General features: G+C 60.6%; 22 protein-coding genes, 1 pseudogene and 1 riboswitch. Of the genes and pseudogenes, 11 read left to right on the forward strand and 12 right to left on the reverse strand.

All coding sequences use genetic code 11. The annotated features are described in order from the left end of the window. The first annotated feature begins 25 nt into the window (after window positions 1-25). The 3 genes from PLD_RS29490 to PLD_RS29500 all read left to right on the forward strand — a co-directional run bounded on the left by PLD_RS29490 (window position 26) and on the right by PLD_RS29500 (window position 3203). On the forward strand, window positions 26-700 hold the full coding sequence (locus PLD_RS29490; RefSeq protein ID WP_159898281.1) for a response regulator transcription factor: 675 nt from the start codon (window positions 26-28) through the stop codon (window positions 698-700). Further along, window positions 693-2030 carry a HAMP domain-containing sensor histidine kinase gene (locus PLD_RS29495; RefSeq protein WP_159898282.1) on the forward strand — a complete coding sequence of 446 codons (1338 nt, stop codon included), beginning with the start codon at window positions 693-695 and terminating at the stop codon, window positions 2028-2030. The genes PLD_RS29490 and PLD_RS29495 overlap by 8 nt, the downstream gene beginning before the upstream one ends. 270 nt (window positions 2031-2300) lie before the next feature. Continuing rightward, complete coding sequence (locus PLD_RS29500) at window positions 2301-3203, forward strand: LysR substrate-binding domain-containing protein (RefSeq protein ID WP_159898283.1); 903 nt, start codon at window positions 2301-2303, stop codon at window positions 3201-3203. Between the two features lie 20 nt (window positions 3204-3223). Here the strand turns inward: PLD_RS29500 and PLD_RS29505 are convergent, their stop codons facing one another. The 5 genes from PLD_RS29505 to PLD_RS29525 form a co-directional block, all read right to left on the reverse strand. Further along, window positions 3224-5959 carry a LuxR C-terminal-related transcriptional regulator gene (locus PLD_RS29505; RefSeq protein WP_159898284.1) on the reverse strand — a complete coding sequence of 912 codons (2736 nt, stop codon included), beginning with the start codon at window positions 5957-5959 and terminating at the stop codon, window positions 3224-3226. 304 nt (window positions 5960-6263) lie between these two features. Further along, window positions 6264-7628: a DUF1329 domain-containing protein gene (locus PLD_RS29510; protein WP_159898285.1), complete on the reverse strand. Its 1365-nt coding sequence runs from the start codon at window positions 7626-7628 to the stop codon at window positions 6264-6266. A gap of 29 nt (window positions 7629-7657) precedes the next feature. After that, a complete protein-coding gene (locus tag PLD_RS29515; RefSeq protein ID WP_159898286.1) occupies window positions 7658-9520 on the reverse strand; it encodes a DUF1302 domain-containing protein in 1863 nt (620 codons plus the stop codon). A gap of 336 nt (window positions 9521-9856) precedes the next feature. Beyond that, on the reverse strand, window positions 9857-11539 hold the full coding sequence (locus PLD_RS29520) for a fatty acid--CoA ligase (RefSeq protein ID WP_159898287.1): 1683 nt from the start codon (window positions 11537-11539) through the stop codon (window positions 9857-9859). A 148-nt stretch (window positions 11540-11687) separates the two neighbouring features. Continuing rightward, window positions 11688-12872 (reverse strand): MFS transporter, encoded by a 1185-nt coding sequence (locus PLD_RS29525; protein WP_159898288.1) that lies wholly within the window; start codon window positions 12870-12872, stop codon window positions 11688-11690. A gap of 85 nt (window positions 12873-12957) precedes the next feature. Between PLD_RS29525 and PLD_RS29530 the strand changes: the two genes are divergently transcribed. Continuing rightward, a complete protein-coding gene (locus PLD_RS29530) occupies window positions 12958-13731 on the forward strand; it encodes a helix-turn-helix domain-containing protein (protein ID WP_159898289.1) in 774 nt (257 codons plus the stop codon). Here PLD_RS29530 and PLD_RS29535 read toward each other — a convergent pair. Next, window positions 13715-14344, reverse strand: coding sequence for a LysE family translocator (locus PLD_RS29535; protein ID WP_159898290.1), 630 nt, complete (start codon window positions 14342-14344; stop codon window positions 13715-13717). The genes PLD_RS29530 and PLD_RS29535 overlap by 17 nt on opposite strands. 84 nt (window positions 14345-14428) lie before the next feature. Between PLD_RS29535 and PLD_RS29540 the strand changes: the two genes are divergently transcribed. From PLD_RS29540 to PLD_RS29550, 3 genes are all read left to right on the forward strand, one after another. Beyond that, window positions 14429-15394 (forward strand): 2-hydroxyacid dehydrogenase, encoded by a 966-nt coding sequence (locus PLD_RS29540; protein ID WP_159898291.1) that lies wholly within the window; start codon window positions 14429-14431, stop codon window positions 15392-15394. A 31-nt stretch (window positions 15395-15425) separates the two neighbouring features. Continuing rightward, window positions 15426-16424 (forward strand): class I SAM-dependent methyltransferase, encoded by a 999-nt coding sequence (locus PLD_RS29545; protein WP_159898292.1) that lies wholly within the window; start codon window positions 15426-15428, stop codon window positions 16422-16424. Between the two features lie 52 nt (window positions 16425-16476). After that, window positions 16477-16598, forward strand: a riboswitch (yybP-ykoY riboswitch). A gap of 92 nt (window positions 16599-16690) precedes the next feature. Then, entirely contained in the window at window positions 16691-17275 is a 585-nt protein-coding gene (locus PLD_RS29550; RefSeq protein WP_159898438.1) for a TMEM165/GDT1 family protein, read from the forward strand. Window positions 17276-17360: 85 nt separating this feature from the next. On the opposite strand, the gene PLD_RS29555 is transcribed toward PLD_RS29550, so the two are convergent. Further along, window positions 17361-18179, reverse strand: a complete 819-nt coding sequence (locus tag PLD_RS29555; RefSeq protein WP_159898439.1) for a M48 family metallopeptidase — start codon at window positions 18177-18179, stop codon at window positions 17361-17363. A 1362-nt stretch (window positions 18180-19541) separates the two neighbouring features. Here PLD_RS29555 and PLD_RS31345 point away from each other — a divergent pair. Further along, window positions 19542-19739: pseudogene (locus PLD_RS31345) on the forward strand (HAMP domain-containing protein); the annotation flags it as partial. Between the two features lie 111 nt (window positions 19740-19850). After that, window positions 19851-20594: a methyl-accepting chemotaxis protein gene (locus PLD_RS31350; RefSeq protein ID WP_371929107.1), complete on the forward strand. Its 744-nt coding sequence runs from the start codon at window positions 19851-19853 to the stop codon at window positions 20592-20594. A gap of 109 nt (window positions 20595-20703) precedes the next feature. Here the strand turns inward: PLD_RS31350 and PLD_RS29565 are convergent, their stop codons facing one another. The 3 genes from PLD_RS29565 to PLD_RS29575 are packed head-to-tail and all read right to left on the reverse strand — an operon-like array spanning window position 20704 to window position 21820. Further along, complete coding sequence (locus tag PLD_RS29565) at window positions 20704-21324, reverse strand: SOS response-associated peptidase (protein ID WP_159898294.1); 621 nt, start codon at window positions 21322-21324, stop codon at window positions 20704-20706. A 34-nt stretch (window positions 21325-21358) separates the two neighbouring features. Then, window positions 21359-21619, reverse strand: a complete 261-nt coding sequence (locus PLD_RS29570) for a putative signal transducing protein (protein ID WP_159898295.1) — start codon at window positions 21617-21619, stop codon at window positions 21359-21361. 18 nt (window positions 21620-21637) lie between these two features. Then, window positions 21638-21820 (reverse strand): CPXCG motif-containing cysteine-rich protein, encoded by a 183-nt coding sequence (locus tag PLD_RS29575; RefSeq protein ID WP_159898296.1) that lies wholly within the window; start codon window positions 21818-21820, stop codon window positions 21638-21640. A gap of 140 nt (window positions 21821-21960) precedes the next feature. Here PLD_RS29575 and PLD_RS29580 point away from each other — a divergent pair, with 140 nt between their 5' ends. Continuing rightward, entirely contained in the window at window positions 21961-23127 is a 1167-nt protein-coding gene (locus tag PLD_RS29580) for a 1-acyl-sn-glycerol-3-phosphate acyltransferase (RefSeq protein WP_159898297.1), read from the forward strand. A 63-nt stretch (window positions 23128-23190) separates the two neighbouring features. Here PLD_RS29580 and PLD_RS29585 read toward each other — a convergent pair whose 3' ends face one another. Then, window positions 23191-23478, reverse strand: coding sequence for a hypothetical protein (locus PLD_RS29585; protein ID WP_178116260.1), 288 nt, complete (start codon window positions 23476-23478; stop codon window positions 23191-23193). Window positions 23479-23668: 190 nt separating this feature from the next. Between PLD_RS29585 and PLD_RS29590 the strand changes: the two genes are divergently transcribed. Further along, window positions 23669-23875, forward strand: coding sequence for a hypothetical protein (locus tag PLD_RS29590; RefSeq protein ID WP_159898299.1), 207 nt, complete (start codon window positions 23669-23671; stop codon window positions 23873-23875). Between the two features lie 94 nt (window positions 23876-23969). Here the strand turns inward: PLD_RS29590 and PLD_RS29595 are convergent, their stop codons facing one another. Continuing rightward, the gene (locus tag PLD_RS29595) at window positions 23970-24554 is read right to left on the reverse strand and encodes a YajG family lipoprotein (protein WP_159898300.1); all 585 of its coding nucleotides are present in this window, start codon (window positions 24552-24554) and stop codon (window positions 23970-23972) included. Between the last annotated feature and the right edge of the window lie 181 nt (window positions 24555-24735).

Consider the following 24735-nt stretch of genomic DNA (forward strand, 5'->3'; position numbering starts at 1 on the left):
GACAAGGCCCCAAGGGGACATTCCCGTGCACATCCACCTACTGCTGGTCGAGGACAACCTCGATCTAGCCAATACCGTGATTGAATACTTGGAAATCAGCGGCATCGTCTGCGACCACGCCAGCAATGGCCAGACCGGACTGAATCTGGCACTCAGCCAGCACTATGACGTTATTCTCCTGGACATCATGCTGCCGCGCCTGAACGGCCAGCAGTTGTGCGAACAGCTGCGCCAGCAGGGCAGCCAGACCCCCGTGCTGATGCTGACGTCTCTAGACGCGCTGCCAGACAAACTCGCCAGCTTTACCGCCGGCGCCGACGACTACCTGGTCAAACCCTTCGAACTGGCCGAGCTGGTGGCCAGGATTCGCGCCCTGAGCATGCGGCGCAGCGGACAGGCCAGCCGCCTACAAGTGGCCGATCTGGTGATGGAGCTCAACACCCGTAAAGTCAGCCGCGCCGGACAGGAACTACACCTGTCGCCCATCTGCTGGACGCTGCTGGAGTGCCTGATGCGCGCCAGCCCCGAACCGGTCAGCCGTGAACGCCTGGAAGCGACCATCTGGGGTGACGAACCACCCGACAGCAACACCCTCAAGGTGCACATGCACCGACTGCGCAAGACCGTGGACAAGTCCTTCGATCAGCCGCTGATCCACACGCTTGCGGGCATTGGCATGCAGTTGCGCTCACATGCGTAAGGGACTGAGTCTGAAGTGGGTGATCAGCGGCAGCTTCCTGTTGCTGATCGCTGTGGTGCTGATGATCTATAGCCTGCTGCTACCGGAATACGGTGTGCGGGGCTTCCTCTACACCGCCAGCGCCATGATGGAAGAGGAAGCTCAATACTTCGCCAGGCACTACAAAAAGGACCCCACCACTCCGACGCCGAGTAACTACTTCTACACCAGCGTCATCGGCAAACAAGCACTGCCGGAAAAAATCCGTCAGGTGCTGGATACGCCCCCGAGCCTGTCCTTTGGCGCGGTGCAGGTCTTTGGCGATCTCAATTCCGACGACGAGGACGAAGGCCGAGCGGTCCTGACCCAGCCTCTGGCTGACGGCAAGATCCTGTACATGTTCGACGTCGACCACTACCACGAAGAAGGCGGTGAGGTCGAGACGCCTCTGTCCGACGCCTACCTCGAGCGTGAGCTGGGCGGCGTCAACTTCATCAGCCTGGCGGTATTCATTCCGGCGCTGATCATCATCGCCCTGTTGGTCTGGTGGCTGGTCCGCCCCCTGGGACGGCTGGCCCAATGGTCCACGACCCTGAAGGACCCAGCAGCGGTGTCCGGCCAGCGCCCACATTTCGGTTTCAAGGAGTTCAATATGCTGGCCGATGCTCTGGCCCAGAGTGTGCGGCAAGTGCAGGGAGCCAGCGCGCGCGAAGGCCGCCTGCTGCGCTATACCAGCCACGAACTGCGTACCCCGCTGGCAGTACTCAAGGCCAATATCGAATTGCTGACCCTGCAGTCCGGCGGGGTCCTGCCCCCGCCCCTGCAACGCATCGAGCGCTCGGTATTGAACATGCAACGCATCGCCGAAACCCTGCTATGGATGAGCCGCGAACTCCCCGAGCCCTTGCCCGAAGAAGCCATCGACATGAGCGGACTTGTCAACGAGCTGATCGAGGAACACCGCTACCTGATCGGTACACGGGATATCGAACTGCTGCTCAACATCAGCAACGAGCCCTGCCGCCTGCCCCTGACCGCCTGTCGGATCGTGGTTGGCAACTTCTTGCGCAACGCCCTGCAATACGCTGACGACGGCAGCGTCGACATCAACTTCGAGTACCCGCAGTTACGTATCGTCAACCGCATCCGCGAAGCCAAGCAACTCGAATCGTCCAGCGACTTCGGGTACGGCCTGGGCCTGGAGTTGATGCGCCAACTGAGCGCGAGACTGGGCTGGCACATCAACGTGCTCATCGAGCAACAGCGCTTTACCGTTACGCTGAACTTCAACGCCGCCTCGTCCGTCGAGGCCTCTCCCACCATCGCGCAAAACGACGACGAGCCCACCTAAAGCCGCCCAGCGCCGTCCATTCAGACAACAGCCGCTGAGTGACCAAGGTCGACGAAGCGAGGAAATATATGCTCGCAAGCGATGAAAAAGCTCGCCAGCTTGAACCCTCCACCACGTCGCATGTGAGTATTGTTGAGGAACAAAAAACACGCTCGGGGGGAGACCGATGCGCAACGTGCTGGCATCGAGCGCACGGCAATCGGCGTGATGCCTGCAAGCCCGGGTCACCAGGCTCCATCCCCCGCGCCAAGGCAAAGCACGAGGTTCGCTGTGGCCACCTACAATCTGCGTCAATTGAAGTACTTCATCACCACCGTCGAATGCGGCAGCGTCGCCGAAGCGTCACGCAAGCTGTACATCGCCCAACCGTCCATCTCCACTGCCATCAAAGGCCTGGAAGACAGTTTCGGCGTGCAACTGTTGATCCGTCATCACGCCCTGGGCGTGTCCCTGACCCCCAGTGGTGCGCGCTTCTATCGCAAGGCTCAGGAACTGCTGCGCATGGCCAAGGAGTTCGAGCAGAACGCCCTGGCGGACAACGACGTAGTGGCTGGACAGATCGACATCGGCTGCTTTGAAACCGTGGCGCCGCTGTACCTGCCGCAACTGATTGCCGGATTCAGCGCGCTCTATCCAGGGGTGGAAATCCGCATTCGCGACGGCGAACAGCAGGAACTGGTACAGGGCTTGACCGGGGGCGCATTCGATCTGGCGATTCTGTATGAACATGATCTGGACGGCACCATCGAAACCGAGCCGTTGATGCCACCACAGCGCCCCTACGCGCTGCTGCCCGCCGACCATCGCTATGCCAAACAAGCCCAGGTGTCGCTGCGCGATCTATGCCTGGAGCCGATGATTCTGCTGGATGTACAACCGAGCCGCACCTATTTCGTCAGCTTGTTCGAAGAGCTCGGCCTGACGCCGCAAATTGCCTTCAGTTCACCGTCCATCGAGATGGTGCGGGGCATGGTCGGGCAAGGCTTCGGCTTTTCGATTCTGGTGACCCGCCCTCACTCCCAATGTTCCTACGACGGCAAGCCCGTGGTGTGCGTGGACATCGTCGAGGACGTGACCGGCTCCGGTCTGGTAGCGGCCTGGCTCAAGCGCGGCCAGTTGACCAAGCCGGCGCGACTGTTCGCCGATTACTGCAAGCAGCACCTGGCCCAATAAGCGGTGGCGCGCGCCAAGAGTTAGCCCAGCAACCCCAATTCCTGGGCTCGGGCGACCGCCTGGGTCCGGCGCTCCACTCCCAGCTTGCTGTTGATATGGCTGGCATGGGTTTTCACTGTGTGCAGTGAAATGAACAGACGCTCGCTGATTTCCTGGTTGGAACACCCTTGGGCGATCAACTGCAGCACCGACAACTCCCGGGAACTCAGAGCCTCACTAAGAACCGGCGGTTCTGGAGACTCACGGGGCGCAGCTGGCAAACGCTCCAGCAAGGCCTGGACCAGAGCTGTCGACCCAGCGTGCTGCAACTGCTCGCGCACCCAACAGGGATGACCGCGGATCAACCCTTCAAACGGCTGCAGAACGCCGCCCACCGCTGCCTCAAGGGCCTGGGCGAAATCCTGTCGCGCCTCCACCCCGCGCCCCGCCGCCAGCAACAGGGGGATTTTCTGGACCAGGGCCATCACGCTCAACAGCTGGCGGCCGCTGTGTTGACCAAGCTCGACCAACAGCTTCAAACGCTGTTCAGCCCTGTCCGGCTCACCTTTGATGCGCTCCAATCGAGCGTGTTGCAGCTCGATGTGCAACGGCAGTTGCGGATGAAACTCCGGCGGCGCCGCGGCCTGTTCGCCGGTGTACGTCTGGCCCAAGCGTGTCAGCCAGGCCTCGGCCAGATCGGTGTGCCCCTGGGCCAGCCAGAGTTCGCATTTCACCAGGGTGATCATCGCCAGGTAATAAATCGGCGGTACGTCCCAGATATGCATCAGTCGTTCGGCCTCGGCCAGTTCTGCAAAAGCATGGGAAAACTCGCCCCGCAGGCCCTCCAGCTTGGCAATGACACAATGACCGATGAGCACGCTGATATCGCGGCAGGCACGCGCCTCCACCAGCCCAGTTTGCAAGCGCTCCAGTGCGGTCTCGGGCTGGCCCCGCAAGGACAGCAAATAACCTTCATACAGCGTCAGCCGAGCCCGCACCGCGTACAAGCGCTGGGCCGACAACCCTTGCAGACGACGCAGCCCCTGATACACCTCCTCCAAGGCCCGCAACACTTCACCTCGCGCTTGCAAGACTCGCGCACGATCGTAATGGGCCAAGGCTTCGAACAGGGGATTGCCCACTCGCTGCGCCAACTCCAGGGACTCGCGATTGAGGCTGCGGGCACGCCACAGGTCAGCCTCGGTAATGGCCAGGTTGGATAGGGTCGACAGGCACATCAAGCGTTGCCCATAACGTTTATGAGGCAGGCTTTCCAGGGCTTCGGAACAATAGGCCAGGGTCTTTTCCCGCTGCCCGCGTCCACGGGCGATGATCCCGCTCAGCGCCAGCCATTGGGCCAGCATCGACTTTTGCGCGGTGGCCGAAGGGGCCGGCAAGAACCGGCTCAAGTGAGCCGCCAGTTCCTGCGCCGCATCCAACTGGCAAGCCAGCCCCAAAGCCCAGCTATAGAGCACGATCAGCCGCGGCGTACTGATCAGCAAACTGTCGGGCAAGTCCATCTTCCAGCGCAGCAGCATGCCAACGTTCTGCTCCGCCAGCAGTTGCTCCTCCGACAGGTTCTGCACCAGGTTGGCCGCCACATCCAAATGTCCGGCACGCAACGCCTGCTCCACCGCCTCATCGAGCAAACCCTGGGCACTGAACCAGCGACAGGCCCGCAAATGCAGAGTGGCGGATGGCACCAGGACATTGGCCGTGGGCCGGGTACGTAACAGATCGGAAAACAGATGGTGATAGCGATACCAGTGTCCGTGCTCATCCAACGGCACCAGGAACACTTGGTGCGCTTGCAAAAAGCCCAGGATCTCGGCGCTGTCATGGGCCTCGCGCAAGGCATCGCAGAGTTCGGCGCAAAAACGCTCCTGGGGCGCCGTGTCATACAGAAAGGCCTGAACCTCGGCTGGCAGGCAATCAATGACTTCTTCGAGCAGGTAATCGCGGATCAGCCCTTCTCCACCATGCAGATTCTGGGGCAATGCGCCCACGGCGCCCGCCTCGGAGGCCGCCAACAACCAGAATCGCAGCCCGGCCACCCAGCCCTCGCTGCGCAGGATCAGGTTCTCCAGAGCCTCACCACGCAGCGCCGTGCGGTGATGGTCCAACAGGCTCAGAGACTCGTCATGGGTCAGGCGCAAGTCTTGCTCAGTCAACTCCAGCAACTGCCGTGATAATCGCAGCCGCGCCAAATGCCAGTCAGGGCGCTGACGGCTGGTCACCAACACCACTAAACCATCAGGCAAATGATTGAGGAAAAACTGCAAGCAGCGATCGAGCACCGGCCCTTGGGCCAAGTGATAGTCGTCCAGAACCAGCAACAAGGGCGTCGCACTGGAGAGGTGAAGTGCCAGCTCATCCAGCAAACCGTCCAACCACTCTTCAAAGGCAAAAGGCTGGTGGCGCTGGCGCATTTTCAACAGGCCGAGAGATTGCTGACCCAATTGCGCAACGTATTGCTGCAGGCAAGCCAGCAGGCGTTCAAGGAACCGTCCGGGATCGCTGTCCCGACGGCTCAACCCTAGCCACAGACTTTGCCACTGCCCAGGCAGGCTCTGGCAGAACTCCACCGCCAGTGAGCTTTTGCCGAACCCGGCCGGAGCCGACACCAGCAACAGACGCCCCTTCAACCCACCATTCAAGCGCTCACAAAGACGCGGCCGCGGAACGTATCCCTCAGGCAACGGGGGTCGATAAAAACGCCCTTCCGGGGCAGGAATCACCGCGCGGTCAGACCGTTTAAGGGGGGACAGGTCAGTCATGGCCAACTCTTATTGATGTACGGTTGTCGGCGTAGCAGATGCCCGCAGACTAACGGTAAAAGGCCACCTGTTGAAGATTTTTGCGACCATTCAAGCGAAAAGACTATGACCAAATAACCCAGATCGTACGTAATGATTGTGTGACATTTCGTTTATTGATCGATCAAAAGGCTCATGTAGCTAGAGAAACTCACCTGCATTACCTTCGGCTTGGCTGGGAAAGCCATCAGCATAATCCGACACAAAAAAATGCCCCGAACCAGTCGGGGCAATTTCCGAGGATGCGGCCTCTATTTACAACAAATCAGCGAACCCCTTCCTGACGCAGTGCGGCCGGGGTGAAGTCGCTGGTGGTAGCGGTGAAACCGAAGTCATAGGCCTGTTTCTCTTCGTTCTTCATGCCCAGCGCCAGATAGCGGCCGGACTGCAAGTCGTAGAGCGTTTCCACGGCATACCACGGCACTTGTTTGTCGTAGTAGTTCTCGGCGTGGGCTTCAGCCACACGCCACAGCTGACCACGACCGTCGTAGTGGTCGATCACGGCGGCTTGCCAGGTGTCTTCGTCGATGTAGAAGTCACGCTTGGCGTAAATATGCCGCTGGCCTTCTTTCAAGGTGGCGACCACATGCCAGACCCGACGCAGCTCATAACGAGCCAGGTCCTGGTTGATGTGTCCGGCCTTGATGATGTCGGAGTACTTCAGGGTCGGCGAGTCGAGCTTGTAGCTGTCAGAAGCGATGTACATCTCCTTCTTGCCTTCCAGCTTCCAGTCGTAGCGGTCCGGCGCGCCGTTGTACATGTCCAGGTTGTCCGAGGTACGCAGACCGTCTGCAGCGGTACCCGGGCCGTCATAGGAGACTTGTGGCGCGCGGCGCACACGGCGTTGGCCGGCGTTGTAAACCCAGGCCGAGCGTGGCTCCTTCACTTGGTCGAGGGTTTCGTGAACCAGCAACACACCACCGGCCAGACGCGCCGGTGCCGTCACTTTCTGCTTGAAGTAGAACAGGATGTTGCCCGGATTCTTCGGGTCGAAATCCTTCATCTTGTCACGGAACACGAACTGATCCTGGAAGTACACCAGGCTGTAGGAACCGTTGGCCTGTGGCGTGGCCTGGGTGACCAAGCGCGTCACACTGCCGCCTCGATAGCGAGTGATGTGGTTCCAGATGACTTCCACGCCACTCTTGGGAATCGGAAACGGAATGGCGGTTTCGAAGTTTTCCAGGCCGTTACCGCCAGACACCAGCTTGGTGTTGGTCGCGTTGCGCTTGATCGCAGCGAATACGTCAGCCGGCACGGTGGCGCCACGATGGGACGGATACACCGGCATCTTGAAGGTTTCGGGGTAGCGCTTGAACATCGCGTACTGCCCAGGTGCCAGCTTGTCTTTGTACTGCTCGACGTTCTGCGCGGTAATGGTGAACAGCGGTTGCTCACTGCCATAGGGGTTGGACAGGAACCCCTTGCTGTCCACCGTGCCGGCGTTGGTCGCCAGAGGCTTCCAGGCCGGAATGGTGCCGGCGGCGTTCCCGGCCATCTCCGCGCCCATCGGCGTCAGGCTGGTGCCCAGCTTGGCCGCTTCATCGGCCGACACCGCGGCCATGACCCCAGTTGCCATCAGCGACAGTCCCAGCACACCGATGTGCAACAGACTCTTGGTGATTTTCATAGTCTTGTTCTTCCTGAAATACAGTGTGCTTAGAAGTTCACGCCAACGCTCAAGGCGAGGAAGTCACGGTCATCCACGGTGCTGAAGTCGCCACCAAAGAAGTTGGTGTAGGCCAGGCTCGCGGTGTAGGTGTTCTGGTATTCGGCATCCAACCCCAGGCTGATGGCCTTGCGACCTTCCTCGAAGTTGCCACCAGGGCCTGGCGAGTAACCTTTGACGTCATGGGACCAGGCCACGTTGGGCTTGAGGTTCACGCCGGCGAAGACGTCCGGGTATTCCCAGATGGCGCGACCACGGTAGCCCCACGAAGTGGCGGTGGTGAAGCCGTCGTTGTTGCAGTTGGTGGTGCGGTTGCTGGCATCAGCACCTGCACCCGCGCCGGCAATGGTGTTGCCGTTGAGCGTGGAGCAGAAACCGTTGGGCAGCTCTCCAGGGCCAAAGACCGGATCACGGCCATAGCGCGCTTCGGATTTGCTTTCCAAACCGCCGACATGAGTAACACCGATCTCACCGACCAAAGTCAGACGGCTTGCCCCCATCACCTGATCCAGAAAGTGGGTGAAGGTCGTCTGGAACTGGGTGATCTCCTTACGGCGATAGCCGTGCAAGTCCTGGCCTGGCGTGCCTTTGAGGACCGATGCGTTGCCAAAGCCCGCAATTGGCGTCACACCGGCAAACAGAATGTCGGTGGAGTTGAGCTGAACCGGAGCGTTTGGCCGGTAGCTCAATTCGCCACTCCAGGCCGTGCCGGTAGGCAAGGTGGTGGAGAAGCTCAAGCCGTAGAGGCGAATATCTTCCGGATACTCCACGAAGTAATTGGAGTTGCCCGCCACGATCAGCGGCCTGGCGCTGGCCAGAGGCCCCAGTGGCATCGTGTAGAACTGCGATGGGGCGCCTTGTGCACTGAAAATCGGCGCACGGCTGTGGTAGTTCATGAAGTAGGCGCCGAACTCGGTGTCCAGCGGCTCGAAGTTATAGCGAAAGGCAACACCGAACTGACCGCTATCGCGTGCATCGCGATCCGGACCGCGACGAACCAGAACACCTTCGTTGTTCACATCCACCCCAAGCGCATTCAACGTCGGAAAGGCTGCCGGGTTGATGGTCGAGCGCTTGTTCAACACCCGCAGGTTATTGTCGCAACCATCGGAAATGATGTCCGGCTGCGAGAAGAAAGTGCCGCAGTTATCGGTAACGGTCTGATCCCACTCCAGTTGATAGAACGCTTCAGCTGAGAGGTTTTCCGTCAAGTTCTGCGAGATGTAGAACATGTTGACCGGAATCAGGCCTTCTTTGATCTCGGCGCCAGGACGACGGAACGCCGACACATCGATTGGGTTGATCGAGTTAATGCCACCACCAATGAACGTACTTTCCCCCCAGCTCACGACCTGCTTGCCGAAACGCACAGAGCCCGGCTCATCGGCAATTGAGTAGTTGTGATAAATGAAGGCATCGAGGATCTGACCGCCGGAGGACTTGGCGCCTTCCTTGCGGTTGTTGTCACTGATGTTCTTGAAGTCCAGGTCTTCGTCTTTGAGCTTGAAGTCATACCAGTACTTGCCACGCACAAACACACCGGTATCGCCGTATTTCAGCTCCAGATCATGAATGCCCTTGAAGATCTTCGAGAAGGTTTCACCCTTGTCGAAGTTCAAATGACCGTCATCGGACGTCTGGGACAAGCCCTTGCCGCCATTGTTGACCCCAATCAGGTTCTTGTTGCGACCTGCTGTCGACCAACTGGCCCCCAAGGAAAGAGACGAATCGAAGCTGCCTTCGATTTCACCGATATTGAACGTGACGCCGAATGCCGGCCCGGCGAGCGTAGAGGCGAGACCGACGGCCAAAGGCAATTTCGCCCGGCGCCAGAACTGGTTTGCTGATGTCATCGACGCTACTCCATGTGCATTATTTTTATGGCAGTCATTTTTCCTGAAACGCCTCGGATGTCGGACAACAAACACGTTGCTCCGACTCCAACGTTACGTGGTGCGAACACCCCGCAGTGCCCCGTCTCTCAGAAAAAACCTTAAACGGACTATATCCAGCAGGGATTACCGCTTGATCCCTCTAAAGTGTGATTTGCAGCTCCCAGCCGCACTGGATCAGCCCTCTGCCGAGGCGATTAGGGATGGCGTCAAAAGGATGGCTGAAAAAAACGATTTCACAAGGTCAAGCCGTGCCGCAGAGGCATGCCGCGCCCGCGAGGGCACGGCAGAGAACGCTCAGAGCGTGGAGAGGAAGGTGCTGTTAGTGGCTTGCCATTCGCTGATGTCGATGCGAATGCGCTTCTTGTCGAGCTTGCCAACGCTGGTCTTGGGAATTTCAGTAACAAGGGCGATCTGACTGGGGATCGCCCACTTGCTCAAGTGGCCCAACTCCACGAAAGGCTTGAGGTGTTCCTTGAGCTCCCGGGCACCAATTTGATGGCCCTCGCGGATCACCAGCAAGGCAAACGGACGCTCGCCCCACTGCGGATCGGCGATGCCCACCACTGCTACTTCGCGTACCGCCGCGTGCCGGCTGATGAGGTCTTCCAGGTCCAGGGATGAGATCCACTCGCCTCCGGTCTTGATCACATCCTTGATCCGGTCGCGGATGTCGATCACTCCCATGCTGTCCAGGGTTGCCACGTCGCCAGTGTGCAGCCAGCCGCCGTGCCAGAGCTCGGCACCCTTCTGCGGTTCATTGAAATAGCCCTCGGTCAACCAGGGCGCCCGTAGCACCAGCTCGCCCTGGGACTCTCCGTCCGCCGGCAGGAAGTTGCCCTCGGCATCGATGATCGCCGCCTCCACCAGCGGCCCCGGCACACCAGCCTTGATCCGGTAAGTGATGCGTTCATCTTCAGTGCCCGCCATCAACTCATCATTGAGGTGCGCGCACGACACCAGAGGACCGGTTTCCGACATGCCGTAGGCGGCAGTCAGTTGAATACCCTTGGCTTTGGCGGCCTCGTACAGGGCACGGTTCAGCGCACTGCCGCCGATAACGATTTTCCAGCCACCGAAATCCGTGTCTTGGGCAGCCTTGGCGTTGAGCAGCATTTGCAGAATGGTCGGCACGCAATGAGAGAACGTGACCTTCTCGCGGCGCCAGAGCTCCACCAGGTACTCCGGGTCGTAACGGCCTGGGTAGACCTGTTTGAGCCCAAGCATGGTGGCCACATAGGGCAAGCCCCAGGCATGTACATGGAACATCGGCGTAATGGGCATGTACACATCGTTGGTGCCCAACAGACGGACACTGTCGATGGCCCCCATGCTGGTGGACACCCCCATGGTGTGCAGCACCAGTTGGCGGTGAGTGAAGTACACGCCCTTGGGGTTGCCGGTGGTGCCCGTGGTGTAGAAGGTGGTGGCCACCGAGTTCTCGTCGAAATCCTCAAAGTCGTACTCAGGGCTGGCCGCGGCTAGCAGCGTTTCGTACTCGCCCAGCAAGTTCGGCAGTTCGGCAGTTTTTTCGGCGGTATCCGTGAGCAACAGCGTTTTTTCCACCGTGCTCAGGTTCCCGGCAATGGCCTGATACAAGCCGACAAACTCGCTGTTGACCAGTACGAAGCGGTCCTCGGCGTGATTCATCGTGTAGAGGATCTGCTCCGGCGACAGACGCACGTTGATGGTGTGGATCACCGCACCAATCATCGGGATGGCGAACATGCACTCCAAGTAGCGATGACTGTCCCAATCCATCACGGCCACGGTGTCCCCGGCCTTGACCCCGGCCGCTGTCAACACGTTGGCCAGCCGTGCCACCCGCTCGCTCAGGGTCGGATAGGTGTAACGCACCTGATCGCGATAGACAATTTCGCGGGTTTTCTCGTAACGGCTGCCAGACATCAGCAGCCGCTTGATCAATAGTGGGTATTGATAGGCGCCTTCGGCGGGAGGAATAACACGAGTCTGCAACATAAGAGTCCCTTTTCTGATGGCTCGGTCGTGACTGGAGATCACTCACTCTAGAGTTCCTGTGCGTCCGCTAAATCAGCCAAAGGGATGATTTGCAGAGCCGTACGAATACTAGCTCCAAGCCTGCATTGATGCGGCTCTCAATGACGTTTTAGGCGCTTTGTCTTACCGCCGCCTCTGCCGGCGTACGGGGAAACATCAACGCGGCGACAAAGGTCAACGCGGCGAATCCGGCCAGGATCAGGTACAGGCCGCTCAAACCCTGGCGCGGCTCCACCAAGGCGATCAGCGGAATCGCCGTGGCGCTGGCGCCAAACGACAGGCAATAGCGCAACGCGAAAACCCGCGACTGCCACTGGGGGGCGACGAAGTTGGCGACCATGGCGTCGTTCACCGTGACCTGGCCGAACACCACGAACATGAAGGCCGCTCCCCATACGATCACGCTCCACCCCTCGGCGTGGGCCATCACCAACAACAGCGGGGCCTGAAACAGGGTCAAGGCAATGAACGGCCATTTCAGACTGAAGCGATGCAATACCCGGCCAATGGTCAACTGCGCCACCGCGCCGAAAGCGTAGGCCAGGCTGACTACCACGCCCAGGGTCTGCGGCGAGGTGAACAGCTCATGCAGGCGCTCCTGAAACAATTTGGGATAGGTCATGGTCGTGGCATTGAACACGACTCCGCCTGTGGCCGTGACCAAGGCCAACACGCCAAATACCAGAAACATCGAGATCGGCTGGCCGCCCTTGTTTCTCAAGCTGACATGAGGCCGCACCGGCACTGGTTCATCACGCACCTGCAAGGCAAAGCCGATCCCCAGCAGGAGGGCCACCACGCCCGGCAGAATAAACGCCGAGCGCCAGCCGAACTGGACCACCAGCACACCGGTGATCAACGCCGAAAACGCCACGCCAAGGTTGCCCCACATACCGTTGATGCCGATTTCACGGCCGCGGTTCGTTGCATAGGCCACCAGCATTGCGGTGCCGACCGGGTGATAGATGGCAGCGAAGACGCCCATCAGGGTCAGCCCGATCACCAGCATCGTCGGGCTGCTGCTCAGCCCAGTAAAGATCGAGGCGCCCCCGATGCCGAAGAAGAACAACAGCATCATCCGCCGCCGGCTCCAACGGTCCCCCAACCAGCCAGCCGGTAGCGAACAAGCGCCAAAGGCGATGAAACCACCCAGGGACAGGCCAATCAGCGCGGCATAGTCCAGGGCAAAGGCCTGGGTCATGCCCAGCACAGCAGCAGGAAAGATCAGCATGAACATGTGATCGATGACATGGGCGGCGTTGACGTAGCGGATAACGTTTCGAGCTTGATTCATGGCGGCACACAAGGTTGGTTGTTGTGGCACCTATGCTAAATTGGCCGTTTACAGCTTTCCTGACAACAAAGTCATTGAATCAGACATGTTAATCAGCCACTTCCACCACGGCCCTGTGAGCGCCTATCCCCGCGACTATCCCGATGCCGCCCACCAGCAATCCCATCGCCATCGCGAAGCGCAGTTTCTCTACGCTGCCTGCGGCACCATGCGCGTGGTCACCGCCCAGGGCGCCTGGGTGATTCCGCCAACCCGCGCAGTGTGGATTCCGCCCCTGGTGGAGCATGAAATCTTCATGGTCGGCGAGGTTCGCATGCGCTCCCTGTTCATCGACCCACAACGGTGCCCACCGTCCTTGCAACAATGTTGCGTACTGGCGGTGACGCCTCTGCTGCGGGAGCTGATCCTGCGGGCGGTACAAGGACCGGAGCAAGCGAAAAATCCGCTGATTCAACAACTGATGCTGGAAGAGATCGCCGGCCTGGAAAATCTGCCCCTGCACATCCCCATGCCCCAGGACCGACGCTTGCAAAGCATCTGCCGGACCTTGCTACAGACGCCGGATCATCCCCACAGCCTGGAAGACTGGGCACAACAGGTCGGCGCCAGTTCACGAACCCTGGCGCGGCTGTTTCAGCAGCAAATGCAGATGAATTTCAATGCCTGGCGCCAGCAACTGCGCCTGATGGAAGCCCTGCCACGCCTGCTCGCCGGGGAAAGCGTGCACAGCGTGGCCGACTCATTGGGATACGGCAGCGCCCGGGCCTTCAGCGCCATGTTCTGCCGCTTGCTCGGGGATACGCCACGGCATTACGTGACGACCCTGAATCAGCTCAGCGCGCTCAATGCATCTCGGTGAACGCCAGTTTCACGCCGATAGCGATCAAGACCGCGCCCATGGTGCGATCGAACCAGTGGCCCATGCGAGCGAAGCCGGCGCGAACCCGCTGCTGGCTGAACAGCATCGCCACCAGGCAGAACCAGAGCGCCGTGGCCGCCGCCAGGTACAGCCCATAACCAGCCTGAACCGCCAAAGGCGTGTGGGGGTTGATCACCACGGTGAACAGCGAGAGGAAGAACAACGTGGCCTTGGGATTCAGGCCATTGGTGACGAAACCTGAAGTGAAGGCGCCACGCGCGGTGCGCCCCCCGGCTTCCTTGTGCAGATCGTCCGCTGCCGGTTTCGCCGGCTGGGCGCGCAAAGCCTTATAGCCGATGTACAACAGGTAGGCCGCCGCCAGCCACTTCAAGGCGTTGAACAAGACAATGGACTGGGAAACGATCAGACCGATTCCCAACAGCGAATACCCCACGTGCAGAAAGATCGCACAGCCCACGCCCAAGGCCGTCCAGGTGCCAGCTCGACGGCCGTGGGTCACGCTTTCGCGCACCACCACGGCGAAATCCGGGCCGGGGCTGGCCACCGCCAGCAAGTGAATCAGGGCAACGGTCAAGAACTCGGTGAGGTACATGCAGGCTCCTGTGTATGTCTAATTATTTCATCTGTTAGGCTCGGCAGATTACGCCTTAGATCCCCCGTGCAAAAGGTACAGTTCATGACTAATAATCGCCGCGCCGTGTTCCTTGATCACCACTCATTGGACCTGGGCGACCTGGATCTCGGTGCGCTGCAGGCCACGTTCAGCCCCCTGCAACTGCATGCCCATACTCCCCCGGAACAAGTGGTCGAACGCCTGCAGGGCGCCCAGGTGGTCATCAGCAACAAAGTCCCGCTGACCGCCGAAGCCCTGGCCGCCTGCCCCCACCTGCAACTGATCCTGGTGGCGGCCACCGGCACCAACAATGTCGATCTGGCTGCCGCCCGCAGCCAGGGCATCACCGTCAGTAACTGCCAGGCCTACGGCACACCCTCGGTGGCCCAGCACACCCTGATGCTGCTGCTCAACCTGGCTACTCGAGTTACCGATTACCAAAAGGCCGTGGCGGCTGGACGCTGGCAGCACGCCAAGCAGTTCTGTCTGTTGGACTACCCGATCATCGAACTGTCGGGCAAGACGTTGGGCCTGCTGGGCAATGGCGAACTGGGCAGTGCGGTGGCGCGCCTCGCCGAAGCCTTCGGCATGCGTGTGGTGCTGGGGCAGATTCCAGGCCGCCCGGCCCGCCCGGATCGAATGCCATTGGAGGAACTGCTGCCACAAGTGGATGCCCTGACCTTGCACTGCCCTCTCAACGAACACACACGTAACTTTATCGGTGCCCGAGAACTGGCCCTGCTCAAGCCCGGCGCTTTGGTGATCAACACCGCCCGTGGTGGCCTGATCGACGAACAGGCCCTGGCCGACGCACTGCGCAGCGGTCATCTGGGCGGCGCGGCCACCGACGTGCTGAGCGTCGAACCGCCTGTGGCCGGCAACCCCTTGCTGGCCAGTGACATCCCACGCCTGATTGTCACCCCACACAACGCCTGGGGCAGTCGCGAGGCCCGCCAGCGAATCGTCGGGCAAATGACAGAAAACGCCCAAGCCTTCTTCAGTGGCGCCCCGCTGCGGGTCGTGACTTGATAAACTTCGCCACTTTTTTCGGGTGCAGATCATGGACACACGCAGTGAAGTACTGTTGCGCCAGGCTCAATTGTTTCAAGGTTCACTGCTGCTGGCCGGCCTGGCGGCCGACGACCTGCTGGGCCGCTTGTCCAACGCCCGGGGCTGGAGCTGGCACGCCGGCGATCAGGCAGCCCTGGAGGCGCGCTTTCCAGGACGCAGTCACTTTGGCGTAGACGCCCCAACGCATTCCTTCGACAGCGCCGTGCTGTTTCTGCCCAAATCCAAGGACCTCACCCACTACCTGCTCAATGCCCTGGCCTCGCGCCTGGCCGGGCGCGAGCTGTACCTAGTGGGCGAGAAACGCAGCGGCGTGGAAAGCGCTGCCAAGCAACTCAACCCCTTCGGCAAGCCGCGCAAGCTCGACAGCGCACGCCACTGCCAACTGTGGCAAGTCACCGTGGCCCATGCTCCGGAGCCGATAACCCTGGAGAGCCTGGCCGAGGAATATGAACTGCCCCTGGCCGAAGGTCCGTTGAAAGTCATCAGCCTGCCCGGCGTATTCAGCCATGGACGCCTGGATCGCGGCACCGCGTTGTTGCTGGAGCATCTGGATCACCTGCCCGCCGGCCACCTGCTGGACTTCGGCTGTGGTGCCGGGGTGCTGGGGGCCACGGTAAAGCGCCGTTACCCGAATAACAGCGTGACCTTGCTGGATGTGGACGCCTTTGCCGCCGCCAGCAGTCGTCTGACCCTGGCCGCCAACGGTCTGCAAGCCGAGGTCCTGACCGGCGACGGTATCGACGCCGCGCCCATGGATTTGAACGGCATCCTGACCAATCCGCCCTTCCATACCGGGGTTCACACCGACTACCAAGCCACAGAAAATCTGCTACGAAAAGCGGCTAAACATCTGCAAAAAGGCGGCGAACTACGGGTAGTCGCCAACAGCTTCCTGCGTTATCAACCGCTGATCGAAGAGCACCTCGGGCCCTGCGCGATCAAAGCCGAAGGCCAGGGTTTTCGGATCTACCGGGCCAAGCGCGGCTGACATGGTTTTTCGCAAACAAGGCTTGCCGAATGGATTTTGCCTAGGCAGAATCCGCTCCGTCCTAGGGGAGTAGTCTCCCACGAGCGCCACGCTCGTCCGGCATGCGTCAACATACTTGGTCCTCAGACCATGGCGCCTGCGACCCAAGAGTCCGCACAGACGGACCGCAGGGTTTGACAAGACCTATGACACGCACACCTTACCCGGGGCGGGAAGGCTGTACGTGTCATAGCCGTGTCGACCCGCCCCTTAGGAAAACCCTGATGATGCTCGACTCCCTCCTCGTTCCCACCGCAATCGTTGCCTTGGCCGAAATCGGCGACAAGACGCAACTGCTCGCCCTGATTCTGGCCGCACGCTTTCGCAAACCCTGGCCGATCATCGCCGGCATCGTCGCCGCAACCCTGGCCAACCATGCGGCCGCCGGTGCGGTCGGCGCCTGGTTCGGCAGCTTCTTCTCGGATTCGACCCTGCATTGGATTCTTGCCGCGAGCTTCACCGCCACTGCGCTGTGGACCCTGGTACCGGACAAGATGGATGACGACGAAGCCACGACCGCCCGCAAACTCGGGCCGTTCCTGACCACCCTGATCGCGTTCTTCCTGGCGGAAATCGGTGACAAGACCCAGGTCGCCACCGTCATGCTGGCGGCGCAATACCCGGACCTGTGGCTGGTGATCATCGGCACCACCCTGGGCATGCTGATTGCCAACGTGCCGGTGGTCCTGGCGGGCAACTTCGCCGCGGACAAACTGCCCCTGACCCTGATTCGTCGCCTGGCAGCGTCAGCCTTCTTCATCCTCGCCGTGGTGGCGGTGTACAAGGCCATGCAGATCAGTGGCTGGCTGTAAATGAAATCGCCGGCCCTGGGACTCCTGCAACGTGCATAGGAGCCGGCGGGCCGGCGACAGCGTCATCGAACGTGACGCATGGGGATCAAGACTTCTTGGCTTGCAGATACAGCGGCATCACCTTGGGAATCGCCGCCTGCAACGAGGCGATACGGCTGGTGGAGGCCGGGTGAGTGCTCATGAACTCGGGTGGCGCAGAACCACCGGCAGCCTGACCCATTTTGTTCCACAGGCTGATGGCCGCGTTCGGGTTGTAACCGGCGCGGGCAGCCAGCTCCAGGCCGATCAGGTCCGCTTCGTTTTCATTCTCGCGACTGTTGGGCAAGGTCATCAGCAGGTTCACCCCGTTGTCGCCCAGGGCTACGGTTTCCTGCGAAACACCGAACAGGGTTGCGATCTGCTTGCCGGCACCTACGGCGTACTGCTTGGACATCGCTTCACGACCGTGCTCGCGCAGGGCATGGGCAATCTCGTGGCCCATGACCGCGGCGATTTCATCGTCGGTCAGCTTCAGCTTTTCGATCAGGCCGGAGTAGAAAATGATCTTGCCGCCAGGACCACAGTTGGCGTTGAGCTCATCGCTCTTGATCAGATTGACCTCCCACTTCCACTGCGCGCAGTCGGGGCGGAAGGTCGGCGCCTGAGCGATCAGACGGTTGGCAATGACCTGCAGGCGCTTGGCGTTGGTGCTGGTCTTGTCCAGCACGCCCTGGCTGCTGGCCTCACCCAGGGTCTCCTGGTAGGACTGGGCGTAGGACTGGTTGACCTCTGCACTGGACACCATGCTGAACATCGATTGCTTGCGATCCACACCCACCACGCCACTGCTGGTGGTGTTGACTGTTTCACAGCCGGTCAGCAGAACAGCGGCGCTCAATGCACATACGAGTAACGACTTCTTCATCATGAAACCTCCCTGAAAACATGGCGCGTATCCTAAGGGCGGAACGTTGTCCGCGCCAGATGCAAAACGCACAATCAAACGCAATTCAGATACATATCCCCTCCTGTCAGAAAAACTTCATACACCCTCCAGGCCGCCAACCAGCGGGGATGACAGGTCGCCAACAACCACGCAAACCCTTCTGAAACGGTCATTTGCGCGCTCCAGGCTAATGACTGGCCCTACAGCGGCCGATACAGCAGCGCAGACCTCAATTCCTGCGCCGGAGCCTCTATGAAGTTCAAGTCGATCCAGTTTTCAGTGGCCGCCCTGGCCGGAGCCATCGTCCTTAGCGTGGTTGTAGCCCTGGTGCTGTATGCCCTGTTCTCCGGAGCCAGGACCCAGCAGATGGTCCAAGAGCGGACTCAGACCCAGTTTGAGCAAGTCATCGAGCAACGCCTGAGTGGGCTGGCGCAAACCCAGGCCAGTCAGATCCAGCGAGAACTGGAGGCGCCGCTGCTGATCGCCAATGGCCTGGTGCGAGTCAACGCGCTGCTGGGCACCCAGGACGCGCAAGGGCACGCCGGCCTCGACTTGAGCCGGGAGCAGCTGATCGCGCTGGTCAAGGAAAACGTCAGCCAGAACCCGAAAATTCTCGGTGCCTACATCGGTTGGGAACCCAACGCCATCGACCACAACGACGCCGCCTATGTCGGCACCTCGGTGGCGGGCATCGATGCCGCCAACGGGCGCTTCCTGCCCTGGTGGTTCCGCAATGAAGACGGCAGCCTGGGCCTGGACAAACTGGCCGACGTAAACGATAGAACGCTGCTGTCCACCGGCGTGCGTACCAGCGAGTACTACCTGTGCTCCCAGGACAGCCTCAAGCCCTGCGTGATCGACCCCGCCCCGTACAAGGTTGGCGACAAGGTGGTGATGCTCGCCTCCTTCATCCAACCCATCCTGCTCAACGGCAAGTTCCAGGGCATCGTCGGTGCCGACCTGTCGGTGAACTTCATCCAGGACATGCTGGTGGGTGCCAATCAGAAACTCTACAGCGGCGCCGGTGAGATGGCGTTAATCGGTGGCAACGGTCGCCTGGTGGCCTACACCAAGGATTCGAGCAAGTTCGGCGAGAAAGTCAGCGATGTGCTCAGCAGCGATACGGTCGCCAAACTGTCCAACCTCAAGCGCGGCGAAGTCACTTACAACGTCGACCAAGCCAAAGGCACCATCACCCTGTCCCTGCCCTTCGGCATTGGCCAGACCGATGCTCAATGGACCTTGATGCTGCAACTGCCGCTGAACGCCGTGATGGCCGACCTCAACACCCTGCAAAACGACCTGGCCGAGCAGCGCAACGCCGACACCTTCGGCATGGCCATGGTGGGCCTGGTGATTGCCGGCGTCGGTCTGCTGGTGATCTGGCTGGTGGGACACGGCATCGCCCGACCGCTGCGGCAGATGGTGGCGATGCTCGATGACATTGCTCAGGGCGAGGGCGACCTGACTCGGCGCCTGAGCAGTGACCGCGCCGACGAACTGGGCTCCATCGCCAAGGGCTTCAACACCTTCCTGGCCAAGTTGCAGGCGATGATCAGCCAAGTGGTGACCTCGGTGCAGAGCGTCAGCGACTCCTCCGAACACACCGCCGACATTGCCATTCGCACCAACCAAGGCGTGCACAAACAAATGGTGGAGATCGATCAGGTGGCCACCGCCGTGCATGAAATGACCGCCACCGCCCAGGATGTGGCGCGCAACGCGACCCAGGCGGCGCAAGCCGCCGGCCATGCCGACCAGGCCGCCAGCCTGGGTATGCAGATCGTGCGCGACACCTCCAGCGCCATTGGCGCCCTGGCCGAGGAGATCGGCCGAGCAGTGGGCGTGGTGCAGACCCTGGCCAAGGACAGCGAGAACATCAACGCGATCCTGATCGCCATTCGCGGGATCGCCGAACAGACCAACCTCCTGGCCCTCAACGCAGCAATCGAAGCAGCCCGGGCCGGCGAGCAAGGTCGCGGCTTTGCCGTAGTCGCCGACGAGGTACGCAACCTGGCGCAGAAAACCCAACAAGCCACCGAAGAAATCCAGTCGATGATCCAGCAACTGCAACAGGGCACCCGCGAAGTCGTGCGGGTCATGGAAGACAGCCAGCACAAGACAGACCAGAGCGTGGAGCACGCCGCCAAGGCGGCCCAGGCCCTGGAAACCATCACCGAGGCGGTGTCGGTGATCAACGACATGAACACTCAGATCGCCAGCGCCGCCGAGGAACAGAGCGCCGTGGCCGAGGACATCAACCGTAACGTGATCAACATCGGCCAGGTGGCCAATGAAGTGGCCGGTGGCGCCGATGAATCCAGTGCCGCCAGCGCCGGATTGACCAAACTGGCCGAGCAGCAGCGACGCCTGATCAATCAGTTCAAGGTTTGATGTGGCGGGGCCTGCTCGCTCAGCGCCCCCCCCGACCGAACATTCACCGCCGCGCGGCATCAGGGCAACAGCCGCGCAATCGAACGGAGCCTGTGTCCTCGCCACGCCTTCAAGCGGGGGTCAGGCATTCGGGACCGTTGAGCTTGGGATCGTTGACCAGATTGGCCAGAACCCGTTCGCGCAACGCCGCGGGCGGGCTGGCGAGCAAAGCATGTAGCACGTGCATCGGGGTCTGGGGATCAAGCCAGGCTTCCTGGCCCGCGGCATCGAGAATCAGCGGGCGACGCAGATTGGATGCCGCCTGGGTCACCACCGCGGTACTCAGCCAAACCTGCTCCTGCACCGGGTAAGCCTCCCAGATCGCCGCAAAAAAAATCGACGAACCTTCCCCCGGCGTCAGCCAATAGGGTCGTTTGCGGCTACCACCGCGCCACTCGTAAAACCCGTTGGCCGGCAGCAGGCAGCGGCGCTCACGAAATGCCTGACGAAACATCGGCTGCTCCGCCAAGGTTTCCGCTCGGGCGTGGGCTGGCGTGCGCGACAAGTCTGTCAGCCAGGGCGGGGTCAGGCCCCAACGCGCTCGGGCCAGGGTACGCTGGCCGCTTTCTGCGCGCTGGATCAGCACTGAATCATGGGGGGATATGTTCCACTGCGCCTGCTGATCAGCGGGAAATCCCGGCAAGGCGGCAAAGGCGGGATTCCAGCGAAACAGGGCATAACGTCCACACATGGGGCAAACAACTCTCGACAATTCGGCGCTCAGCCTAACAGACCAGCACCCCGGCAAAACTCTCCGGTTCATCGAAGGGCAATGGCAGCGCGGCATTGTACCCAGCGATCAGTTCCCGCGCCTGTTGCACATAGTGATCCTCCACCGCGAGCCCCAGCAGCCCGCACAACGGCAACTCCCCCGCGCCCCCCAGCAAGTCTCGCCCCAGCAGGTGCGACTCGATCCCCTCGCTGGCCAACATGCTCTGAAGCAATTCACCTTCCATCAGATTTTCCGGCTCGTAGATGCGTTGCATAAAAGGCCACTCCCCACATCAGTCGTTTTCACTGTGAACCTCGAGCATCCATTCCTGACCATCGGTTTGCAGCGTGAAGACAATGGGCCGGCAGCACACAGGGCAATCTTCGATATAGGTCTGATCGCCAGCGGACAGGTCCAGCACCGCTTGCGCCCGTTCGCCACAGTAAGGGCATTGATAATGCTCGGTTTCCAGCATCGCCGTCTCCAGAGTGACTTATGCGTATAATCACCGGTCTATTTGCAGGGCTTTTTTCGTTTGAACTGACCTTTCAGACCACGCCCGGCCATTTTCTGGTCCAAACCTTTTCTTACCCTAGCCGTTTCCAACAAGAGAGCATGATGGGCGAATTCGATGCCATCCGACCTTACCACGACAGTGAAGTGCCAGCGGTGCTGGCCCGGCTGCTGGGGGACAAGGCGTTTCTAGATATCCTCACCCACTTCCGCTTCCCGCGTTTTGCCAATACGTTCGGCTGGCTGCTAAAGCCCTTGATCGCTCATCGCCTGCGCCGCGAGTTCGCCGGGGTCACTTCGGTTGCCACCTTGCAGGACAAGGTCGAGTTCTATGTCGACCACACCATCGAACGGGCCACTGATGGCGTGACCTACACCGGCGTCGAGCAGTTCAAGTCCGGCACCGCCTATCTGTTTCTGGCCAACCATCGCGACATTGTCATGGACCCGGCCTTCGTCAACTACGCGGTGTATCACGCCGGTCTGCCGACGCCACGCATAGCCATTGGCGATAACCTGCTGCAAAAACCGTTCGTCAGCGACCTGATGCGCCTGAACAAGAGTTTCATCGTCCACCGTTCCATCAGTGGCCGGCGGGAGAAGATGGCCGCCTATCAATTGCTCTCGGCCTACATCAACCATTCGATCCGCAACGACCGCCAGTCGATCTGGATCGCCCAGGCCGAAGGCCGGGCCAAGGATGGCGACGACCGCACCGAGTCAGCGATCCTCAAGATGTTCCACATGAGCCGCAAAGACGAGCCGTTCGGTGAAGTCATCCAGTCGCTGAACCTGACCCCAGTGTCCATCAGCTACGAATACGACCCTTGCGATCAGGCCAAGGCCCGCGAGCTGTACATCCGCGCCACCACTGGCAGCTACACCAAGGCCCCGGGAGAGGATGACGTGAGTATCGCCAAGGGCATCACCGGTTATAAAGGCCGGGTCCACGTCAACTTCGCCGCGCCCATCAGCGAGTTGTTCGAAGACACCAAACAGCTGGCGGTGGAGATGGACCGGCAGATTCTCGGCGGCTATCGCCTGTTCCCGGTGCATTACCTGGCCTACGCCCAGTGGGCTGACGCCGATCCGCAATTGCAAGTACCAGCGGCGGCCGAGGTATTCCCCGCGCAGGAGTTGGCCACCGCCAAAGAAGAGTGGCAACGCCGGCTCAACGCCTGCCCGCCGGAACACCGCCCCTACCTGGTACTGCAATACGCCAACCCAGTACGCAATCAGTACCGGGTCAAAGCCGGCTTGCCACTGTAATTGCGGCACCGGACACGACAACGGCGCCCATCGGCGCCGTTGTCGTGTCTGCGGCCAAAGATTTCAGAACCGCGTACTGATCCAGGACACCAGCAGTGCCAGCCCCAGGCAGGCGAAGCCAAAACGATAAAAGAAGCGATTGATGCGCAAGGTGGCAGGATCCAGCATCAACACAGGCGAATCCACCGCCCGCCCCTCACTCTGCGCCGCCAGATTGGCCAGGGCCCGCAACTCACGACGGCGAGTGGCATGCAGCAACCAACTGCCCGGGCACGCGAACAACAGGGCGAACAGGTTGATCAATTTGGCGGGGTGGGCGTTGAACATCGACCAGATCATTTGCAGCGACATCATGAACCTCGAATCAAACCTGTGCTTGAGCGCATCCGGCACGCCCGAGGCACGGATTCTACTCAATCCCCAGCGCGGGGCGTGCAGCTTTCCGACCAGTAACGACAGCGAATCCGCTTATTTCAAGCGTCATCTTTTCGTCATCTAAACACGCCACTCTGTCGCCCCTTGATGACCCACGGAGCTTGTCATGCTGCACGCAGAAAACCAGGATCGCTTGTACCTGATCGCCCCCAGTGAAGAACAGCAAGCGCTGGTAGACGCCCTGGCCTTCAATGTTCAAGACCGGCATTGGCTGGTGTACTGCGCCCTGGGCGGGCATCAACACGCAGACCTGCCGGAGACCGATCTGCTGACCGGGGTCAGCATGCTGGACTTCTACGTCGAAGCCGCCTGACAAGCGTCGCTGAAAAAGAAAAGCCCGGCGGCCTGATCGGCAGCCGGGCTTTTTTCATGTTGCCGGTGCGCAGGCCCAGGCCCGCGGCAGTGGCTTACTCGCCGAGGATCTGACCGACGGTCGGATCCTTGAACAGCCGGGTCAGCGCGTCGCTCAGAACATCGCCCACCAGCTTGGTGTTGGTTTCCTGATTCGGTGCCATACCGAAACGCTGATCCAGGGAAGCACCGTAACGGCCGCTGTAGCGACGGTTGGCGTTCTGCACATCGGAACGGAAGGTGGCACCAATGGTGGCCTCGGTTACGTACAGCCCCTCTTTCGGCGACTGGTACTTGAGCTCGGCCAGGGTCACGGTCAACTGTGGAGCATTGGAGCCGCCAGCGGTCGGGGTGAACCCCAGCAAGCGCACCGCGGCTTCTGCCTGAGCCTGCAGCTTCGGCAAGATCTGCGCACCCTGCACGGTGATGGCGCTGGTTTCCGGGTACAGGCCGCCACGGGTCCCCAAGACAGGCGATGAACGCCCATCAACCACCCTCACCACCACTGGCTGGCCATGACCAACGGGCGCCAGCTGGGTCATGAGCTTCGGCTCCGGGCTGAGTTGTTGCGGGCTGTGGGCGCACCCCACCAGCGACAGGCTAGTCACAGTGATCAAACCGAACAACAGGCGTTGCAACATGCTCATTTCTCCAGGAATCAGGCACAAACAGGCCGGCAGTATAGCGGTGCACAACCGCGACGAACCAGCGTCAGGCAAGAGTTAATCAGCCCTCAGACAGGTGCCGTACAACCGGGTTCCTGTAACCTGCCGTTCACTCGCAATACATCATGATGTAACAGCTCAAGGGCAGTCTTATCAT

The sequence above is a fragment of the Pseudomonas sp. LD120 genome, from assembly GCF_009861525.1.
Taxonomy (GTDB): domain Bacteria; phylum Pseudomonadota; class Gammaproteobacteria; order Pseudomonadales; family Pseudomonadaceae; genus Aquipseudomonas.

Bases quoted from the DNA above. Each gene is read 5' to 3' on its own strand.
- PLD_RS29495 (WP_159898282.1), top strand. From the start codon at position 693: ATGCGTAAGGGACTGAGTCTGAAGTGGGTGATCAGCGGCAGCTTCCTG.
- PLD_RS29505 (WP_159898284.1), bottom strand. From the start codon at position 5,959: ATGACTGACCTGTCCCCCCTTAAACGGTCTGACCGCGCGGTGATTCCT.
- PLD_RS29510 (WP_159898285.1), bottom strand. From the start codon at position 7,628: ATGAAAATCACCAAGAGTCTGTTGCACATCGGTGTGCTGGGACTGTCG.
- PLD_RS29515 (WP_159898286.1), bottom strand. From the start codon at position 9,520: ATGACATCAGCAAACCAGTTCTGGCGCCGGGCGAAATTGCCTTTGGCC.
- PLD_RS29520 (WP_159898287.1), bottom strand. From the start codon at position 11,539: ATGTTGCAGACTCGTGTTATTCCTCCCGCCGAAGGCGCCTATCAATAC.
- PLD_RS29525 (WP_159898288.1), bottom strand. From the start codon at position 12,872: ATGAATCAAGCTCGAAACGTTATCCGCTACGTCAACGCCGCCCATGTC.
- PLD_RS29530 (WP_159898289.1), top strand. From the start codon at position 12,958: ATGTTAATCAGCCACTTCCACCACGGCCCTGTGAGCGCCTATCCCCGC.
- PLD_RS29535 (WP_159898290.1), bottom strand. From the start codon at position 14,344: ATGTACCTCACCGAGTTCTTGACCGTTGCCCTGATTCACTTGCTGGCG.
- PLD_RS29540 (WP_159898291.1), top strand. From the start codon at position 14,429: ATGACTAATAATCGCCGCGCCGTGTTCCTTGATCACCACTCATTGGAC.
- PLD_RS29545 (WP_159898292.1), top strand. From the start codon at position 15,426: ATGGACACACGCAGTGAAGTACTGTTGCGCCAGGCTCAATTGTTTCAA.
- PLD_RS29550 (WP_159898438.1), top strand. From the start codon at position 16,691: ATGCTCGACTCCCTCCTCGTTCCCACCGCAATCGTTGCCTTGGCCGAA.
- PLD_RS29555 (WP_159898439.1), bottom strand. From the start codon at position 18,179: ATGAAGAAGTCGTTACTCGTATGTGCATTGAGCGCCGCTGTTCTGCTG.
- PLD_RS31350 (WP_371929107.1), top strand. From the start codon at position 19,851: ATGGTGGAGATCGATCAGGTGGCCACCGCCGTGCATGAAATGACCGCC.
- PLD_RS29565 (WP_159898294.1), bottom strand. From the start codon at position 21,324: ATGTGTGGACGTTATGCCCTGTTTCGCTGGAATCCCGCCTTTGCCGCC.
- PLD_RS29570 (WP_159898295.1), bottom strand. From the start codon at position 21,619: ATGCAACGCATCTACGAGCCGGAAAATCTGATGGAAGGTGAATTGCTT.
- PLD_RS29575 (WP_159898296.1), bottom strand. From the start codon at position 21,820: ATGCTGGAAACCGAGCATTATCAATGCCCTTACTGTGGCGAACGGGCG.
- PLD_RS29580 (WP_159898297.1), top strand. From the start codon at position 21,961: ATGATGGGCGAATTCGATGCCATCCGACCTTACCACGACAGTGAAGTG.
- PLD_RS29585 (WP_178116260.1), bottom strand. From the start codon at position 23,478: ATGTCGCTGCAAATGATCTGGTCGATGTTCAACGCCCACCCCGCCAAA.
- PLD_RS29590 (WP_159898299.1), top strand. From the start codon at position 23,669: ATGCTGCACGCAGAAAACCAGGATCGCTTGTACCTGATCGCCCCCAGT.
- PLD_RS29595 (WP_159898300.1), bottom strand. From the start codon at position 24,554: ATGTTGCAACGCCTGTTGTTCGGTTTGATCACTGTGACTAGCCTGTCG.